The 16,576-nt window shown below is 72.1% G+C and carries 18 protein-coding genes; 12 read left to right on the forward strand and 6 right to left on the reverse strand.

The genetic code is table 11. The features are described 5' to 3' along the window. Positions 1 to 4 precede the first annotated feature (4 nt). Positions 5 to 796, reverse strand: coding sequence for an MlaE family ABC transporter permease (locus BM051_RS00090; RefSeq protein WP_092526016.1), 792 nt, complete (start codon positions 794 to 796; stop codon positions 5 to 7). 463 nt (positions 797 to 1,259) lie between these two features. Here BM051_RS00090 and BM051_RS00095 point away from each other — a divergent pair, with 463 nt between their 5' ends. Then, positions 1,260 to 1,859: a hypothetical protein gene (locus tag BM051_RS00095; RefSeq protein ID WP_092526018.1), complete on the forward strand. Its 600-nt coding sequence runs from the start codon at positions 1,260 to 1,262 to the stop codon at positions 1,857 to 1,859. 71 nt (positions 1,860 to 1,930) lie between these two features. Here BM051_RS00095 and BM051_RS00100 read toward each other — a convergent pair whose 3' ends face one another. Continuing rightward, complete coding sequence (locus BM051_RS00100) at positions 1,931 to 3,355, reverse strand: DUF6801 domain-containing protein (protein WP_092526021.1); 1,425 nt, start codon at positions 3,353 to 3,355, stop codon at positions 1,931 to 1,933. Positions 3,356 to 3,485: 130 nt separating this feature from the next. Further along, on the reverse strand, positions 3,486 to 4,145 hold the full coding sequence (locus BM051_RS00105; protein WP_134045918.1) for a DUF6801 domain-containing protein: 660 nt from the start codon (positions 4,143 to 4,145) through the stop codon (positions 3,486 to 3,488). 433 nt (positions 4,146 to 4,578) lie between these two features. Here BM051_RS00105 and BM051_RS00110 point away from each other — a divergent pair, with 433 nt between their 5' ends. Further along, on the forward strand, positions 4,579 to 5,571 hold the full coding sequence (locus BM051_RS00110) for an RCC1 domain-containing protein (RefSeq protein WP_092526027.1): 993 nt from the start codon (positions 4,579 to 4,581) through the stop codon (positions 5,569 to 5,571). An 82-nt stretch (positions 5,572 to 5,653) separates the two neighbouring features. On the opposite strand, the gene BM051_RS00115 is transcribed toward BM051_RS00110, so the two are convergent. Next, complete coding sequence (locus BM051_RS00115) at positions 5,654 to 6,652, reverse strand: LLM class flavin-dependent oxidoreductase (protein WP_208325851.1); 999 nt, start codon at positions 6,650 to 6,652, stop codon at positions 5,654 to 5,656. 195 nt (positions 6,653 to 6,847) lie between these two features. Continuing rightward, positions 6,848 to 9,010 (reverse strand): HelD family protein, encoded by a 2,163-nt coding sequence (locus BM051_RS00120; RefSeq protein ID WP_092526030.1) that lies wholly within the window; start codon positions 9,008 to 9,010, stop codon positions 6,848 to 6,850. Between the two features lie 167 nt (positions 9,011 to 9,177). Here BM051_RS00120 and rsmD point away from each other — a divergent pair, with 167 nt between their 5' ends. The 10 genes from rsmD to BM051_RS00170 all read left to right on the forward strand — a co-directional run bounded on the left by rsmD (position 9,178) and on the right by BM051_RS00170 (position 15,993). After that, positions 9,178 to 9,732: a 16S rRNA (guanine(966)-N(2))-methyltransferase RsmD gene (gene rsmD, locus BM051_RS00125; protein WP_177216869.1), complete on the forward strand. Its 555-nt coding sequence runs from the start codon at positions 9,178 to 9,180 to the stop codon at positions 9,730 to 9,732. 90 nt (positions 9,733 to 9,822) lie between these two features. Next, positions 9,823 to 10,305 carry a pantetheine-phosphate adenylyltransferase gene (gene coaD / locus BM051_RS00130; RefSeq protein ID WP_092526033.1) on the forward strand — a complete coding sequence of 161 codons (483 nt, stop codon included), beginning with the start codon at positions 9,823 to 9,825 and terminating at the stop codon, positions 10,303 to 10,305. A gap of 91 nt (positions 10,306 to 10,396) precedes the next feature. Further along, positions 10,397 to 10,831 carry a guanyl-specific ribonuclease gene (locus BM051_RS00135; RefSeq protein ID WP_092526036.1) on the forward strand — a complete coding sequence of 145 codons (435 nt, stop codon included), beginning with the start codon at positions 10,397 to 10,399 and terminating at the stop codon, positions 10,829 to 10,831. A 155-nt stretch (positions 10,832 to 10,986) separates the two neighbouring features. Further along, the gene (locus BM051_RS00140; protein ID WP_092526039.1) at positions 10,987 to 11,709 is read left to right on the forward strand and encodes a flotillin family protein; all 723 of its coding nucleotides are present in this window, start codon (positions 10,987 to 10,989) and stop codon (positions 11,707 to 11,709) included. A gap of 161 nt (positions 11,710 to 11,870) precedes the next feature. Next, on the forward strand, positions 11,871 to 12,473 hold the full coding sequence (locus BM051_RS00145; RefSeq protein WP_092526042.1) for a YceD family protein: 603 nt from the start codon (positions 11,871 to 11,873) through the stop codon (positions 12,471 to 12,473). A gap of 90 nt (positions 12,474 to 12,563) precedes the next feature. Then, positions 12,564 to 12,746, forward strand: coding sequence for a 50S ribosomal protein L32 (gene rpmF / locus BM051_RS00150; RefSeq protein WP_092526045.1), 183 nt, complete (start codon positions 12,564 to 12,566; stop codon positions 12,744 to 12,746). 13 nt (positions 12,747 to 12,759) lie between these two features. Further along, on the forward strand, positions 12,760 to 13,515 hold the full coding sequence (gene rnc, locus BM051_RS00155; protein ID WP_092526048.1) for a ribonuclease III: 756 nt from the start codon (positions 12,760 to 12,762) through the stop codon (positions 13,513 to 13,515). Further along, positions 13,508 to 14,377: a bifunctional DNA-formamidopyrimidine glycosylase/DNA-(apurinic or apyrimidinic site) lyase gene (mutM, locus tag BM051_RS00160; RefSeq protein ID WP_092526051.1), complete on the forward strand. Its 870-nt coding sequence runs from the start codon at positions 13,508 to 13,510 to the stop codon at positions 14,375 to 14,377. Before rnc ends, mutM begins: the two co-directional genes overlap by 8 nt. Before the next feature lie 177 nt (positions 14,378 to 14,554). Continuing rightward, positions 14,555 to 14,878 (forward strand): PadR family transcriptional regulator, encoded by a 324-nt coding sequence (locus BM051_RS00165; protein ID WP_092526054.1) that lies wholly within the window; start codon positions 14,555 to 14,557, stop codon positions 14,876 to 14,878. Continuing rightward, entirely contained in the window at positions 14,875 to 15,993 is a 1,119-nt protein-coding gene (locus tag BM051_RS00170; RefSeq protein WP_092526057.1) for a DUF1700 domain-containing protein, read from the forward strand. Before BM051_RS00165 ends, BM051_RS00170 begins: the two co-directional genes overlap by 4 nt. A gap of 60 nt (positions 15,994 to 16,053) precedes the next feature. Here BM051_RS00170 and BM051_RS00175 read toward each other — a convergent pair whose 3' ends face one another. After that, positions 16,054 to 16,572: a YflT domain-containing protein gene (locus BM051_RS00175; protein WP_092526060.1), complete on the reverse strand. Its 519-nt coding sequence runs from the start codon at positions 16,570 to 16,572 to the stop codon at positions 16,054 to 16,056. Between the last annotated feature and the right edge of the window lie 4 nt (positions 16,573 to 16,576).

The following is a 16,576-nucleotide window of genomic DNA, read 5'->3' on the forward strand; positions in this document are numbered from 1 at the left end:
GGCGTCACATCCCCTTCGGCGGCACCAGCTGCAGGTACAGCGTGGTGAGCACCAGGTTGAGCAGGAACAGCAGCAGGAAGGTGATCACCACCGACTGGTTCACCGCGTCGCCGACGCCCTTCGGCCCGCCGCGCGGGTTCAGCCCGCGGTAGGCGGCCACGATCCCGGCGACGAAGCCGAAGACCACGGCCTTGATCTCGCTGATCCACAGGTCCGGCAACTGCGCGAGCGCGGAGAAGCTGGCCAGGTAGGCGCCCGGCGTGCCGCCCTGCATGACCACGTTGAAGAAGTAGCCGCCGAGCACGCCGACCACGCTGACCATGCCGTTGAGGAACGCCGCGACGCCCATGGCGGCGAGCACCCTCGGCACGATGAGTCGCTGCACCGGCGAGACGCCGAGCACCTCCATCGCGGCGATCTCCTCGCGGATCGTCCGGGAGCCGAGATCGGCGCACATCGCGCTGCCGCCCGCGCCGGCGATGAGCAGCGCGGTGACGATCGGGCTGGCCTGCTGGATGATCGCCAGCACGCTGGCCGCGCCGGTGAACGACTGGGCGCCGATCTGGCTGGTGAGCGACCCGAGGTGCAGCGCGATCACCGCACCGAACGGGATGGAGACCAGCGCGGTGGGCAGGATCGACACGCTGGCGATGAACCAGAACTGCTGCACCAGTTCCCGGACCTGGAACGGCCGGCGGAACAGGCAGCGCGCCACGTCCAGGCCCAGCGCGTAGAGGCGGCCGGTCTCCCGGATGGCGCCGGCGCCGGGAAACGACGCCGTCCGCGTGCTCGTCATCGCGACCGTCCGGATTTCTCGGGCGGAGGAGGAAGTGCTGTTCCGGCCCCCTTCGACGTCTATTACCGGTCGGTACGCTAATCCCGGCCATGCGCTCCGACAAGGCGTTTCCTGCGGCCTGTCGGTCACGTCCTGGTAACCGGTGGACTTTTTGTCATCGCTGGACAAAGGAGCCGTCGAGATTTGTCCGGGTATGCGTCCCCGGCTGTCCACCGAACGAGGCAACCGGGACTGCGCCGAATGGTGGCGTTGTACCGCGATGATGAAACGATCATCGAGAACGCGAGGACGGTGACAAACTCTCCGGAACGGGGAAAGGTGTTGGCTCCACCGCCTTCCGATCGTGCGGTACTCGCCGGTAACGTTTCGTTTCCCCGTCACTCGTGGAATCGAGGAGCAAGCCATGGCACAGTGTTTTCGAAGGCAGCGTCCGCGGAGAGCTGTTTCCCGCGCTCACCGCGGCGTGTTCGCCGCCGTGCTGGCCGCCGCGCTGGGCGCGGGCGTGCTCGCCGCAGCTCCGGCGTCGGCCGCGACGATCAAGGTGCAGTACCCGGTCACCGGCCAGTCGGTGATCAAGAAGACCGGAGGCACCCTGGAGCTCGGCCCCGGGACGTTGCGCACCACCGTGGAGACCCGCACCGGCGGTGCGGACCTGACCGGGCACCTCGAGCTGCCGCCCGCGAAGTCGTCGTTCACGGTGGCCGGCTTCATCCCGGTGCGCGCGACGGTCACCGTCATCCCGACCACGCCGGTGACCGGGCAGATCGTGCAGGGCGTCGTCGACGCGCGCTCCGAGGCCCACATCCAGCTCAGCGACATCTGGGTGGCCGGCGTCATCTACACGCCGGTGGGCAACGAGTGCCGGACGGAGCGGCCGGTCGCCATGGACCTGCGTTCCGAGGGCGACTTCACCATCTTCGACGGCGGCACGATGTCCGGCGTCTACACCATTCCGGACTTCCGCAACTGCACCATCTTCGGCCCGCTGCTCAGCTCGCTGGTGTCCGGCCCGGACAACACCATCACCCTGGAGCTCGGCCGCGCGACGCCGATCACCGACTGATCCCGCCACCGTCCCTCGATCGGACCGGCCGTCGCCATTCGGCGGCGGCCGGTCCCTTCTGTCGTGGTGGCTCAGCGAACGGTGGTGAGGGTGAGGGTGAGCTGGTTGTCCGGCCCGGAGACCAGCCCGGTGACGAGCGGGTCCAGCGACTCGGTCACGCCGCACCCGGTGAACGGCGGGATGGTGAAACCGCGGTGCTTCTCCTGCTCGGCCTCCGGGTCGGTGCCCAGCGTCCCGCCGGAGAAGATGAAGTAGGTGCCGATCACGTCGATGACGACCGGTGCGGCGGTGCGGCAGTTCGGCCCGACGTCCAGCGGCACCCCGTTCACCGCGACGTCGCCGAGCTTGATGATCACCCGCATCTGGCCTTCCAGGACGTTCATCGGGTTGGGCCCGCCGAAGGTGACGAACTTCCCGTCGGGCTGGTCCGCCGGAAGGAACTCCGCCTTCCCGGTCGTCGGCATGAACCCGAACGCGGCGAACGGCGTCCGTGCCGGCGGCATGCCGGCGCTGCCGCGGATGTACGGCGGCGGGAGGAACTGGCCGCCGTTGACGAAGATCCCGGTGCCGAGCGCGAAGGTCTCGTTGAGCTTGGCCACCGTGCTCTCCCCGACGATGAACTGCGGGGTGATGAGCGCGCGGGGATCGCCCCGAGGGTCCCGCGCGGCCCCGGCCAGTGCCTCGGGACCGGCGTGGGGGGTCGCGCTGTCGGGCGCGGCGCCGGATTCGCCTGGTTCGCCGGGTGGCGAGGTGCTCGGCGCCGGGGTGCCGGGTCCGGCCAGCTCCACCGCGACCGCGCCGAGTCGCGGGTCATGGTCGGGGTGGGGCCGGCAGCGCAGCTCGACCGGGTGCGCGACGGTCGGGTCGCCCTCGGCGTCGCGTGGGGTCAGCGCGAGCGTGGGCGGCTCGACGGCCAGCTCCAGCAGCGCCGCGGCCCCGGTGTGCAGCGGGGGCACGGCGCCCTCCCCGGCGAGGGTCAGCGGACCCGACTCCGGTGCCGGCGTGGCCGGCAGCACGAGGTCGACCGGTACCTGGTCGGGCTCGTCGTCCCGGCGCACGGCGAGCGGCACGGTGGCGGTGCCGTCGATCGTGGCGGTGGCCGGACCGGTGATCCCCCGCCACGCCTCCTCCGGGAGGGCCAGTCGCACGGCGAACCGGTCGAGGCGCACCGGCTGCCCGGCCGGGACGCTCGGCGGCAGCGGGCCGGCGGTGACTGTCATGCGCACCGGCACCGGGCCGCCGCCGGGGAGGTCGCCCGCGGGCTCGCCCATGGCGGGATCGCCGGTGGGCTCGGTGCCGGTGGGTTTCGTGCCGGTGGGTTCCGCGCCGCCGGTCGCGTCGCAGGCGTAGTCCAGCGCCGTGACGGTCGGCGGGTCGGCCTGCCCGCTGGCGGTGGAGCCGGCCCCGGTCAGGCCGCCGGCGAGGCCGGCGGCCAGTGCCAGCACGGCCGTTCCGGTCGCCGGCCCTCGGGAGGCTCGGCCGCGCGTGCCGTTCATGGGCTTCTCTCCTACGTCGTTCGCGTGGCCGAAGCCGGCCCGCCTGCGGGAGGCGGACCGGCTTCGGGCGTCCTCGGCTCCGGCCGTACCGTGGTCGGGCCGGCACTCAGTTCGGTTCAGCTCGGTCCAGTCAGTCCAGAGTGGCTGGTGGGGTGACGGTCATGTCGGGCGTGAAGCTGGTGTCCTGCGGGATCGAGGTGTCGAGGTCACACTCGAACGACTCGGGTCCCTGCCAGCTCGGCGGGTTGGTGTTCATGTAGTGGAAGTCCACGGTCGCGGCGAAGAAGCTGCCCATGTCGGCGCCGAGCGTCCCCGGCTCACCCGCGGTGATGGTCGGCACGACGGTGCCGGCGTCCTGGTGCGCGATGACGGTGAAGTCGGAGTCGGGGTCGCTGACGAACTGCTCGTCGATCCGCAGGTCGCTGATGTCGACGTCGGTCGGGCTGCCGTTGGTGACGGTGACCCCGCCGTCGGCGGTGCCGCGCACGCCGTCGATCCCGCCGACGTAGTAGAGCAGGCTCACCACGCTGGCCGGAACGGTCGCGGTCGCGACGATGTCGTGCGGCTGCACGGTGCCGCCCGACGGCACCGACTCCGGCGCCTGGAACTGGAACTTGACGTCCAGGATGTCGTTGCCGATCAACGGATAGGTGCAGATGTAGCGCAACGTCTGGCTCTCGTAGGTCACCTCGGCCGCCTGTGCGGTGCCCGCGCCGAGCACGCCGGTCACCGTCGTGGCGAGGCAGGCCGCCGCCGCGCCGGCCAGTAGGTTTCGAATTCTTCGCGCCATTGCTGGAATCTCCTTAGCGATCCACTAGCCTGCGCGTACGCAGGGTTCGATGAGCGCGGGAGCTGCCGATCCGCCGGCGAATCCGATCGGTTCCCGCCGGTCCCGGGTTGCCCGGCGCCGGGGTAACATCCGGTTACCAGTCAGTAGACTAGGTCCGTCGCGTCGGGCGGAACAAGGGACCGTCACGAATTGCCGAATTCGATGTCCTTCCTTTGTCATGGAAGCGACAAAACCGTTCTCTGGCTTGTCACCCTCCGACAAGGACCGCACCATGTCGGCGCCTTTTCGTGGTGCTCGGCCCGCGGATCGGGATAGGGTGCCGGCATCATCTGTCGAGATCATTTCGGGCAGCGCCCGAAACGAGTTGCCTCGAATGGTCGAACGTGCTGCGGCGAACGGCCCAACGGGAATTCGCCGGGAATTCGGAGGTGCCGTGCCGCGGGAGATCGCCCGGCGCCGGGCGCGCCGGTTGTTGGCCAGGGCGCCGATGGTCGTGCCCGTCCTGGCGCTGCTGGTCGCGACGAGCGCGGCCGCCGCCCAGCAGGGGCCCTACCGTGGCGAGCCGACGCCGGTCGCGCCGGTCGATGCCCCCGGGGTACCCGGCCGGATGATGGTGTGGAACGACCCCAGGGACATCTTCGTGCCCCCGGAGCTACGGTCCGGGGTGGTCGCGGTGGACGCCGGCGCGCTGCACTCGGTGGGGCTGAAGGCGGACGGCAGCGTGCACGTCGGGCAGCACCAGACCTTCCGCACCGACCTCTACGGGGAGAAGACCGTGCCCGCGGAGGTGCGCGGTGCCACCGCCGTCACCGCCGGGTGGGGGCACGCGCTGGCCGTGGTGGACGGCGGCGTGGTCGCGTGGGGCAACAACTGGTTCGGCCAGACCGACGTGCCGGTGCAAGCCCGGTCGGGGGTCGTCGCGGTGTCGTCGTTCGGGTTCCACAGCCTCGCGCTCAGGGCCGACGGCAGCGTGGTGAGCTGGGGCAGCCGCGACGACGTGCCACCGGCGGCGCGGTCCGGGGTGAGCGCGATCGCCGCCGGCGGGGACTACAACCTCGCGCTGAAGGGCGGCGGCGTCATCGCGTGGGGCAACAACGACCACGGGCAGACCGACGTGCCGCCCGCGGCCCGGTCGGGCGTGGTGGCGATCTCCGCGGGCTGGAACACCAGTGTGGCGCTGACGGCGGAGGGCAGGGTGCTCGCCTGGGGTAACGATGAGTTCGGCCGCGCCACCCCGCCGCCGACCGTGTCGTCCGGCATCGTCGCCATCGACGCCGGCTGGGTGCACAACGTGGCGCTGACCCACGAGGGCAGGGTCATCGGCTGGGGCTACGCGGCGGGCAACAACCTCGCCTTCCCACCCGCCTGGTCCTCCGGCGTCTCCGCCATAGCCGCCCACGAACGCTTCACCGTAGTCCTCAAATAACCGCTGTGTCCGCGCCCTGTGCACGCGTGTCCGCGCCCTGTGCACGCGTTTGCCGTTCGCGTCGGGTGCGTTGGCGCGACGGTCAGCGGGTGAGCCCGGCGAGGAGCTCGTAGGACCGTCGTCGGTCGGCGTGGTCGTGCACCATCGTGGTCACGACCAGCTCGTCGGCGCCGGTGTCGGCGAGCAACCGCTCCAGCTCCGTGCGCACGATCTTCGGCGAGCCCACCACGCTGCTGCTCGCCCGCTCGGCGAGGAACTCCCGGTCCAGCTCGGTGTAGGGGTAGGCGGCGGCGTCCTCCGGCGAGGGCAACGGGATCGGCCGACCGTGGCGCAGGCTCAGGAACGCCAGCTCGCTCGGCCCGGCCAGCCACCGGGCCCGCTCGTCGGTCTCCGCGCAGATCACCGCCACGCCGAGCAGCACCCTGGGCTCGGCGAGCGTGGCCGAAGGACGGAACGCCTGCCGGTAGGTCCGCAGCGCCGACTCGGTGCTGCGCGCGCTGAAGTGGTGGGCGAAGGAGAACGGCAGCCCGAGCATGCCGGCCAGCTGCGCGCTGAAGCCGCTGGAGCCGAGCAGCCAGACGGGAGGGCGACGGCCCTCGGCGACCGGGGCGCGCACCGCGCGGGTCTCGTCCGGCTCGAAGTAGTCGATCAGCTCGGTGAGCTGTTGTGGGAACTCCCGGGCGGCCAACGCCGCGGCCGAGCCGCGCAGGGCCAACGCGGTGCGCTGGTCGGTCCCGGGGGCGCGGCCGATGCCGAGGTCGATCCGGCCCGGGTACAGCGCCTCCAGGGTGCCGAACTGCTCGGCGACCACCAGCGGCGCGTGGTTGGGCAGCATCACCCCGCCCGAGCCCACCCGGATGCGCTCGGTGGCGGCGGCGACCTGCCCGATCAGCACCACCGTGGCCGCGCTGGCGATGCCCGGCATGTTGTGGTGCTCGGCCAGCCAGTACCGGTGGTAGCCGAGCGCCTCGGCGTGCCGGGCGAGATCGAGGGTGTTGTGGAACGCGGTGGCGGCGTCCATGCCCTGGGAGATCGGGGCGAGGTCGAGCACGGACAGCGGCACGGTCGACAGGTCGGTCACATCGGAGGCCAACGCGTGCCCGCCGCACGGTCTTCCCGGTGTCGCCGGCGCCACTCACCACCGCGTCCCGCCGCCGCGGGCCAACGCGCCGACGCGAGCGGCGAACACGCGTGCACTGGGCGCGAACACGTGTGCACAGGCCGCGGACACGCGTCGCGAGGGTGGAACTCGAGGTCCCGGACGTAGATCTCGTGGTCAGGGGAGCCAGTCGGGGGTGGAGGCGAGGACGGTGAGGCGTTGGGTGGCGCGGGTGAGCGCCACGTAGAGCACCCTGCGCCCGGTCAGTGACTCCTCGATCAGCTCGGTCGGCTCCACCAGCACCACGCCGTCGTACTCCAGGCCCTTGGCGTCGAGGCTGCCGACCACCTTCAGCCGCTCGTCGGCCTGCCCGGACAGCCACCGCTCGACCTGGCCGATCCTGGACATCGCACAGATCACCCCGACCGTCCCCTCGACGGCGCCCAGCATCTCTCCCACGGCCGCCCGCACGGCGTCGGCCGCCGACGCCGGGTCGATCGGCTCGATCCGCGGCTCGACGCCCGTGGTGCGCACCGCGTTCGGCAGCTCGTCGGCCTCGGCGTGCCCGGCGACCACCCGCGCGGCCAGGTCGAAGATCTCCGCCGAGTTCCGGTAGTTCGTGCGCAGCGTGTACCGCCGGCGCGCGGTGCGGGCGCCGAACGCCGCGTCCCTGGCCAGCGCGGCCTCCGCCGGGTCCGGCCACGAGCTCTGCACCGGGTCGCCCACCACGGTCCAGCTCGCGTAGCGGCCCCGCCGGCCGACCATCCGCCACTGCATGGGGGAGATGTCCTGCGCCTCGTCCACCACGATGTGCGAGTACTCGTCGTAGTGCTCCGGGCGGGCCGGCCGCCCGGCGCCGTCGCGGTCCCGCACCGGCGCCGCGTCCAGCTCGATCCGCCCGCGTCGGCGCCGTTTCGGCGGCGGTCCGAGCAGCACCCGCAGCTCGTCCAGCAGCGCGACGTCGGCCACCGACCAGCCCTTCGACCGGTCGACCATCGACGAGGCGAGCAGCCGAACCTCGGTCGGGTCGAGCACCTGCTTGGCCGCCCTGGCCAGCCGCCGCTCGTCGCCGAGCCAGCCGAGCACCTCCGCCGGGTACAGCACCGGCCACCACACCACCAGGAACCGGTGGAAGTCGATCCGCTCACCCAGCTCGGTGATCAGCTCCGCCCGGTCCATCGAGCGGCCGTCGGCCTCGGCGTACTCCTCGGCCTTGTCGGCCAGCGCCTCCAGCAGCGTCTCGGCCGCGCGCACCCGCGAGCGGTTCGGCGGGCCGCCCTGGGTGTGCACCCTGCGCCGCACCCGCTCCAGCTCCTTGGCGCCCAGCCGGAGCACCTCGCCGCGGTAGACGATGCGCATCTCGGTGGGCGCGTCCGGCGGCGTGTCCCGCAGCACCCTCGCCAGCACCTTGCGCATCCGCAGCGAGCCCTTGATCGCGGCCAGCGGCGCCGGGTCCTGCCGGGTCGCCTCGACGCCGTCCAGCACCTGGCCGAGCGCGCGCAGCTCCACATTGGTCTCACCCATGGACGGCAGCACCCGGGAGATGTAGTTGGTGAACACCCCGGAGGGGCCGATCACCAGCACGCCCGCGCGGCCGAGCTGCCGGCGGTGCCGGTAGAGCAGGAACGCGGCCCGGTGCAGCGCGACGGCGGTCTTGCCGGTGCCGGGTCCGCCGGTGATCTCGGTCACGCCCCGCCACGGCGCGCGGATCACCTCGTCCTGCTCGCGCTGGATGGTGGCGACGATGTCGCGCATCTTCTCGCCGCGGGCGCGGCCGAGCGCGGCCAGCAGCGCGCCCTCGCCGACCACCCGCATGTCCTCCGGCACCGCGTCGGGCATCAGCACGTCGTCGTCGACGTCCAGCACCGCCTGCCCGGAGCAGCGGATCACCCTGCGGCGCACGACGTCCATCGGCTCCTCGGCGGTGGCCTGGTAGAACGCGGCGGCCGCGGGCGCGCGCCAGTCGGTGACCAGGTTGTCGAAGTCGGCGTCCCGGATGCCCAGCCGGCCCACGTACACCGGCTCCCGGCCGTCGGGTCCCGTGCCGTCGGAGCCGGCACCGTCCTGGTCGACGAGGTCGAGCCGGCCGAACACGAGGCCCTCGTACTCCGCGTCCAGGGTCTGCAGGGTCTGGTTGGCGTGGAAGACCATCATGTCGCGCTCGAAGAGCATCGACGCCTGCTCGAACACGGCCTCGCGCTGCGCGCCGTGCCCGATCTCGTATCCCTTGGAGCGCATCGCCTCGGCCTGCGCGCGCAGCTCCGCGAGGCGGGTGTAGACCCGGTCCACGTGGCGCTGTTCGATGGCGATCTCGGCCCGTCTGACCCGAGGTTCCGTCACGCAGGCTCCTAGCAGCTCGATCGCCGGGAAGGGGAAGAACGACAATACGCAACTCGGCGCTCCGGTTCATCCGTGACCGACCGAAAACACGACGAAGAACACAGTGCCCACCGACGCCCTTCGAACGCCCGCGGCCCTGGTCGGAGGTGGTGCGCCAAGATGGGGCGGTGACCAGGATCGTGGCCGGCAGGGCGGGCGGCCGGCGGCTGCGGGTGCCGTCCCGGGGCACCCGGCCGACGTCGGAACGGGTCCGGGAGGCGTTGTTCAACGCGCTGGAGTCGGCGGGGGAGCTGGCCGGCGCCAGGGTGCTCGACCTGTACGCGGGGTCGGGGGCGCTCGGCCTGGAGGCGCTGTCCCGTGGCGCGGCCGACGCGCTGTTCGTCGAGGCCGACCGGACCGCGGCGGAGGTGCTCCGCGGCAACGTCGCGGCGCTGGGGCTGGGCGGCACGGTGCGGCAGGGCCGGGTGGAGGCGGTGGTGGCCGGGCCGGCGCCGGCGCCGTTCGACGTCGTGCTGGCCGACCCGCCGTACGCGCTGGCCGGCGCCCAGCTCACCGCGGTGCTCGCCGACCTCGCCGCGGGGGGCTGGGTCGGTGCGGGCGCGCTGGTCGTGGTGGAGCGCGACCGGCGGACCGGTGAGCCGGAATGGCCCGCCGGGTTCACCGCGCTGCGGGCACGCCGCTACGGCGACACGGCGCTGTTCCGGGCCGAATACACCGAGTGACCGCTCCCGACACCGTCGCGGTGTTGATCGTTACAGCGCTGTTGGTCACAAAGCGCGCGGGTTCGGGTACGGCTTGATAGCGTCCGCGCCATGCGGCGTGCGGTGTGCCCCGGCTCCTACGACCCTGCGACCAACGGCCACGTGGACATCATCGAGCGGGCGTCCCGCCTGTTCGACGAGGTCGTCGTGGCGGTGCTGATCAACAAGAGCAAGAAGGGCCTGTTCTCCATCGAGGAGCGGATGGAGATGCTCCGCCGGGTCACCGCGAACCTGCCCAACGTGCGGGTGGACTCCTGGCACGGCCTGCTCGTCGAGTACTGCCGCGAGCACGGGATCTCCGCCATCGCCAAGGGGCTGCGCGCGGTCAGCGACTTCGACTACGAGCTGCAGATGGCGCAGATGAACCAGCAGCTGTCCGGGGTGGAGACGTTGTTCATGTCCACCAACCCGGAGTACAGCTTCCTGTCCAGCTCCCTGGTCAAGGAGGTCGCGACCTACGGCGGCGATGTCTCCCACCTCGTGCCCGCGCTGGTCCACGAGCGCCTCACCGCCCGACTGACCGACACCCGCTGAGCGGCCCCGCGCCGGGCGTCGGCGAACTCGCTGACCGGGAAGTTCACTCGGCTTCCACTCCATGATCACCTGGCGGGGTTACCGTCCCGTCATGGTCGACCACACCAAGCCACTCCGTCACCTGACCGCGCTCCTGGTGGCCGTGGTGGTCACCCTGCTGGGTGGGACCGGCCAGGCCGCCACCGCAGCGGCCACGCCCGCCACATCCCCGCTCACCGTGGCGGCCGAGTGCGGGGACACCACCGGCTTCCGCGTCGTCCCGCTCGCGGACCTGCCGGCCGAGGCCGGCGAGACGTACCGGCTGATCCAGCGCGGCGGACCGTTCCCGTACCCGGAGAAGGACGGCTCGGTGTTCGCCAACCGGGAGCGGCTGCTGCCGCTGTGCGAGACCGGGTACTACCGGGAGTACACCGTGCCCACGCCGGGCAGCCCGGACCGCGGCGCGCGGCGCATCGTCACCGGGTCGGGTGGCGAGCACTTCTACACCGCCGACCACTACCGCAGCTTCGTGCTGATCCGCGGCTGATCCGGCGCTGACCGGCGCCGCTCCGGCTCCGGGTGGGTCCGCCGGTCCGGGTGGACCGGCGGACACGCCCGGTGCCGCGCCTTCCCCCGATCGACCGCCGATGCGGGCACACTGAGGGGCAGCCGAAGGGGATGTGTGGCCACGAGGGAGTTGCCGTGTACCGGGTGTTCGAAGCGCTCGACGAGCTCGTCACGATCGTGGAAGAGGCGCGCGGGGTGCCGATGACCTCGAGCTGTGTCGTGCCCCGCGGGGACGTGCTCGAACTGCTCGACGACGTGCGGGACGCCCTTCCCGGCGAGGTCGACGACGCGCAGGACGTGCTGGACCGGCGGGACGAGATCGTCAACACCGCGCGCGGCGAGGCCGAGGCCGCGGTGGGCGGCGCCAACGCCGAGGCCGAGCGCCTCCTCGCCGAGGCCAACGAGGAGGCGGAGCGGATGGTCGCCGAGGCGCGGGCCAGGGCCGAGCAGCTGGTGGCCGACGCGCACGCCGAGGCCGACCGCGCGGTGGCGGCGGGGCAGGCCGAGTACCAGAACCTGACCGAGCGGGCTCGGGTCGAGTCGGAGCGGATGATCCAGGCCGGCCGGGACGCCTACGACCGCGCCGTCGACGAGGGCCGCGCCGAGCAGGCCAGGCTGGTGTCGCAGACCGAGGTGGTGCAGGCCGCGCACGCGGAGTCGGCGCGGATCGTGGACGAGGCGCACGCCGAGGCGGATCGGCAACGCGCCGACTGCGACGCCTACGTCGACGGCAAGCTGGCCGAGTTCGCCGAGCTGCTGGCCACCACCCTGCGCACCGTCGACTCCGGCCGTAACCACCTGCGCGGCCCCGCGTCGGTGAACAACGCCAGGACACCGGTCTACGACTTCCAGCCGTGAGGTTCGCGTACCCTGGAACGGTTGCCCCCGCCCGGGCATATCCGTGTCCATCCGCGCGTTACAGTGCCAGTAGATACCAATCCGACCGAAAGTAGGCGGTGTCGCCAGTTCAGGCCGCCACCGTGGGTTGGCTACTTTCGGCCTCCTTGGTAGAGAGACCGATGTCCGAAGACAAGTTCACCACAGACCGACTCGACGTCCGCAGTCCGTGGATCGTCGACACCCGCGAGCTGGGCCGGCGCGCGGGGTTGAGCCGTACCCTCCGGCGGACGGCCGCCGTCGACGTGACGCTCGGGGTGCCCGACGTGATCACCGTGCCCTCCGGCGTGGAGATCGAGCTCGACCTGCTGCTGGAGTCGGTCGTCGAGGGCGTGCTGGTGACCGGCACGGCCACGACGCGCACCGCCGGCCAGTGCTCCCGCTGCCTCGACCCGATCGAGGGCGAGCTCACGGTCGACCTCACCGAGCTGTTCGCCTACCCCGACTCCACCACCGAGGCCACGACCGAGGAGGACGAGGTCAGCCGGCTGGTCGACGACCTGATCGACCTCCAGCCGGTGGTCCGCGACGCGATGGTGCTCGCCCTGCCGCTGGTACCGCTGTGCTCGGCGGACTGCCGTGGGCTGTGCGCGGGGTGCGGCGTGAAGTGGGCCGATCTCGAGCCCGACCACGGGCATGAGACCATAGATCCCCGGTGGGCCGCGTTGGTCGAGCGTCTCGCGAACGACGAGACGCCGGCGAGCGGTGCCGACGACAACGCTTGAGTAAGGCAACGCTTGGGTGAGCCAGCCCGGCGACCAGGCGGACGAGTAACGCTCGCGCCCGCGAGCAGACCCTGATGAGGAGAACCAGTCGTGGCCGTCCCGAAGCGGAAGATGTCGCGTTCCAACACCCGCTCGCGCCGCGCCCAGTGGAAGGCGAGCCCGGTGCACCTGGTGCCGTGCTCGAACCGCGCGTGCCGGCAGCCGAAGCCGCAGCACGTGGCGTGCCCGAACTGCGGTCAGTACGCCGGTCGCCAGGTCGTCGAGCCCGCCTGAGGGCCGACCCGACATGGGGGGTAAGACACCCGTCGGCGGTCCGGCCGCCGATCCTTCCCCATTGCTCCGCGCGCTCGGGGTCGACCTCGACCCCGAGCTGCTGCGGCTCGCGCTGACCCACCGCTCGTACGCCTACGAGAACGGGGGCCTGCCGCCGAACGAGCGGCTGGAGTTCCTCGGCGACGCGGTGCTCGGCCTGGTCGTCACCGACCATCTCTACCGTGGTCACCCGGAGCTTCCGGAGGGGCAGCTGGCGAAGCTGCGGGCCAGCGTGGTCAACATGCACGCGCTCGCCGGCGTCGCCCGCGGCCTCGGTGAGGGCGGGCTCGGCGCGCACCTGCTGCTCGGCAAGGGGGAGGAGCTCACCGGTGGCCGGGACAAGGCGAGCATCCTCGCCGACGGCCTGGAGGCCGTGATCGGGGCCGCCTACCTGGAGCACGGCATCGAGACCGCGCGGGAGCTGGTGCACCGGCTGTTCGACCGGTTGCTCACCGAGGCGCCGCTGCGGGGCGCCGGCCTGGACTGGAAGACCAGCCTGCAGGAGCTCACCGCGTCGGCGGGACTCGGTGTGCCCGAGTACAAGGTCGAGGACACCGGACCCGACCACCGCAAGGAGTTCACCGCGATCGTGCTGGTCGCCGGCCGCGACCTCGGCCACGGCGACGGCACGACGAAGAAGGAGGCGGAGCAGAAGGCGGCGGAGGCGGCGTGGCGCGCGCTGTCCGCCGAGCTGGACGCCGACAAGCCGGTGGAAAGCCCGGGTGCCTGAGCTTCCCGAGGTGGAGGTGGTCCGGGCCGGGCTGCAGGAGCACGTCTCCGGGCGCACGATCACCGAGGTCGAGGTGCGGCATCCGCGGGCGGTGCGCCGGCACGTGCCAGGGGCGGCCGACTTCTCGGCCCGGCTCGTCGGCCTGCGGATCGACGCGGCGCGGCGGCGGGGCAAGTACCTGTGGTTGGAGCTGTCGGACGGCAGCGCGTTGCTCGGGCATCTCGGGATGAGCGGTCAGCTGCGGGTGCAGCGGCCGGAGGTGCCGGACGAGAAGCACCTGCGGGTGCGGATGCGCTTCGCCGACGAGGGCCCGGAGCTGCGGTTCGTCGACCAGCGCACGTTCGGCGGGCTGGCGTTGGGGGAGCTGGTCGAGGTGGACGGCGACACCGTCCCGGCGCCGATCGCGCACATCGCGCGTGATCCCATGGACCCGGCGTTCGACCTGGACCGGGTCGTGCGGGCGATGCGGGCCCGGCGCACCGAACTGAAGCGGGCGCTGCTGGATCAGACCCTGGTGTCCGGGGTGGGCAACATCTACGCGGACGAGGCGTTGTGGCGGGCGCGGCTGCACTGGGCGCGGCCGACCGAGCGGCTGAGCGTAGCGCAGGGTCGGGCGGTGCTGGCGGCGGCGGCGGAGGTGATGGCGGAGGCGTTGGCCGCCGGTGGCACGTCGTTCGACACGTTGTACGTGAACGTCAACGGGCAGTCCGGATACTTCGACCGCTCGCTGGCGGTGTACGGCCAGGTGGACCGGCCGTGCCGACGCTGCGGCACGCCCATCCGCCGGGACCCCTTCATGAACCGCTCGTCGTTCTCCTGCCCCCGCTGCCAGCCGAGACCCCGCACCCGGTTCGCCCGTTAGGACTTGTCCCCCGCCGGCACGGGGCAAAGGGGTTGCCCGTTCGGGCCGAGGGCCGTGATCCGGGTGCGGCACCCGACGTGGCTGGGGTACTCGCCGGCCATCCTGTGGTGGAGGGGTGTGAGTGTTGCACAGTACTGCGCATTGCATGGTAGTCTCCGGTGCCGAACTGGAGGACCCGTGGAAATCAGTCAGCTGCTCAAGGGCGTGCTCGATCTCGCGGTGCTGGCCGTGCTCCGCGAGCACGACGGCTACGGCTACGACGTGCTCCGCCGGCTCAGACAGGCCGGGTTGGACGAGGTGGGGGACGCGTCCGTGTACGGAACGCTGCGCCGGCTCTACAAGGCGGGCCTGCTCACGTCCTACGTCGTGCCCAGCGAGGAAGGGCCGCACCGCAAGTACTACAGCCTGAACGAGCGAGGCCGCCAGCGGCTCGCGGAGGCCACCGGAACCTGGCGCACCTTCGCGAAGACCCTGGACAGCCTGTTGGGAGACACAGCATGAGTTCGCAGACGCCGGCCGCCGTGCGGGACTACCTCGCCCGGATGCGGACCGCCCTGTCCGACCTGCCGGACGCCGAGGTCGAGGAGATCGTCGACGACGTCCGGCCGCACCTGGCCGAGATCGGCGCCGAGCTGGGCGAGAACGCCCGGCTCGACCAACTCGTCGAGCGGCTGGGCGCCCCGGAGAGCTACGCCGCCGAGCTGCGCGCGGCCGGCGACTACCCGGCGCCCGACGCGCCCGAACGTCGAGCGGCCGGCCGCTCGCTGCCGAGGCTGGTGGTGTGGAGCTTCGCGTTCGCGCTGGTGGGGACCGCCGCGGCCGGATACCTGATCGCGCTCGAGCTCACCGACGACCACCTGCTGGCGTTGTTCGTGCTGGCGCCCGTGATCATCGCGAGCGGGGCGTACGTGCTGCGGCACGGACTCCGGCCGGTCGAGTCGCTACCGGAGATCCGGTGGGCCCGCTCGCTCGCCTCCGCCGACGACCGCGGGGTGGTCGGGTACCTGCGGTCCCTGGTTCCCGCGTGGTGGCTGCTGTGCGCGCTGGCGCTGGTGGTGCTCGCCGTGCTGCTGCTGGTCAAGAGCATCACCCTGCTCGTGCTGCCGGTGTTCCTCGTGGTCGGGGTGGCGATGCTGTGGCTCGGTCCGAAGTCCACAAAGGATCGCAAGCTGCTCTGGATCAGCCTGCCGGTGTCGGCGTTCGCGCTCGGCGCGCTCGCCGGCATGGCCGGCCACCTCGTCGAGGCGGTGGACCGGGCCGATCTCTACACCGACCGGTACGCCACCGCCGGCTACGTCGACAACGGCCTGCTTTACCGCGGGCAGCCGGTCGAGAACGTCTACCTCTTCGACGCCGAGGGCAAGCCGCTCACCGACGTCTACCTCTACGACCAGGACGGCCGCCCCATCCTCCTGCCGCGCTACGGCTGCGACCCGGTCGGGGGCGGCCAGGTGCCACAGGGCGAGGACAACCGGTTCCCCCGGCCGTACCTCGACCACGGCGCTCTCGACGACCAGGGCAACCGCAACGGGTACAACGGCTACCGCCCGTACTGCAGGGAAGTGGACGAGGTGCCGTTCACCGTGGCCGTCCCCAAGCCGCCGGCGGGCAAGTGAACCGCTCGACCCGGCAGACCGGGGGAGCGAGTGGTGTCGGGGGCCGCTCGCTCCCCCGGGTCATCGACGCTCGGGCGCGCTCATCGCGAGCCGGGCGAGCATGTCGCGGCCGGCCTCGGCGTTGCGCGGCAGGCAGAGCACGTCGTAGCGGCGCGCGACCAGCTGGCTGCGTGACACGAAGTCCCGCCGGCCGCGGGTGGCGGCGTAGTTCATCGCGGAGAACGCGAGTCCGAACGCGACACCGGTGAGCAGGCCGATGAGCAGCGGGAACATCCCGGCGCCGGGGGTGAACAGGGTCAGCAGCAGGCCGACGAACAGGCCGAACCAGGCGCCGGAGAGTGCGCCGCTGGTCAACACCTTGCCCCAGGTCAGCCGGGCGGAGACCCGCTCGACGACCAGCGGCTCGACGCCCACGATCGTCACGTCCTGGACCGGGAACTCGTTGTCGGCGAGGTGGTCGACCGCGCGCTGCGCGCTCTCGTAGGTGTCGTAGGAGCCGATCGGCCAGCCCTCCGGCATGGTCGGCAGCGCCGGGAGCTGCGTGGGCCGGCCGAAGGCGGGGCTGAAGGCTGTGGTCATCTCG

Source organism: Amycolatopsis arida, from assembly GCF_900115565.1.
Taxonomy (GTDB): domain Bacteria; phylum Actinomycetota; class Actinomycetes; order Mycobacteriales; family Pseudonocardiaceae; genus Yuhushiella; species Yuhushiella arida.

Bases quoted from the DNA above. Each gene is read 5' to 3' on its own strand.
- BM051_RS00090 (WP_092526016.1), bottom strand. From the start codon at position 796: ATGACGAGCACGCGGACGGCGTCGTTTCCCGGCGCCGGCGCCATCCGG.
- BM051_RS00100 (WP_092526021.1), bottom strand. From the start codon at position 3,355: ATGAACGGCACGCGCGGCCGAGCCTCCCGAGGGCCGGCGACCGGAACG.
- BM051_RS00105 (WP_134045918.1), bottom strand. From the start codon at position 4,145: ATGGCGCGAAGAATTCGAAACCTACTGGCCGGCGCGGCGGCGGCCTGC.
- coaD (WP_092526033.1), top strand. From the start codon at position 9,823: ATGCGGCGTGCGGTGTGCCCCGGCTCCTACGACCCTGCGACCAACGGC.
- BM051_RS00135 (WP_092526036.1), top strand. From the start codon at position 10,397: ATGGTCGACCACACCAAGCCACTCCGTCACCTGACCGCGCTCCTGGTG.
- BM051_RS00145 (WP_092526042.1), top strand. From the start codon at position 11,871: ATGTCCGAAGACAAGTTCACCACAGACCGACTCGACGTCCGCAGTCCG.
- rnc (WP_092526048.1), top strand. From the start codon at position 12,760: ATGGGGGGTAAGACACCCGTCGGCGGTCCGGCCGCCGATCCTTCCCCA.
- BM051_RS00170 (WP_092526057.1), top strand. From the start codon at position 14,875: ATGAGTTCGCAGACGCCGGCCGCCGTGCGGGACTACCTCGCCCGGATG.
- BM051_RS00175 (WP_092526060.1), bottom strand. From the start codon at position 16,572: ATGACCACAGCCTTCAGCCCCGCCTTCGGCCGGCCCACGCAGCTCCCG.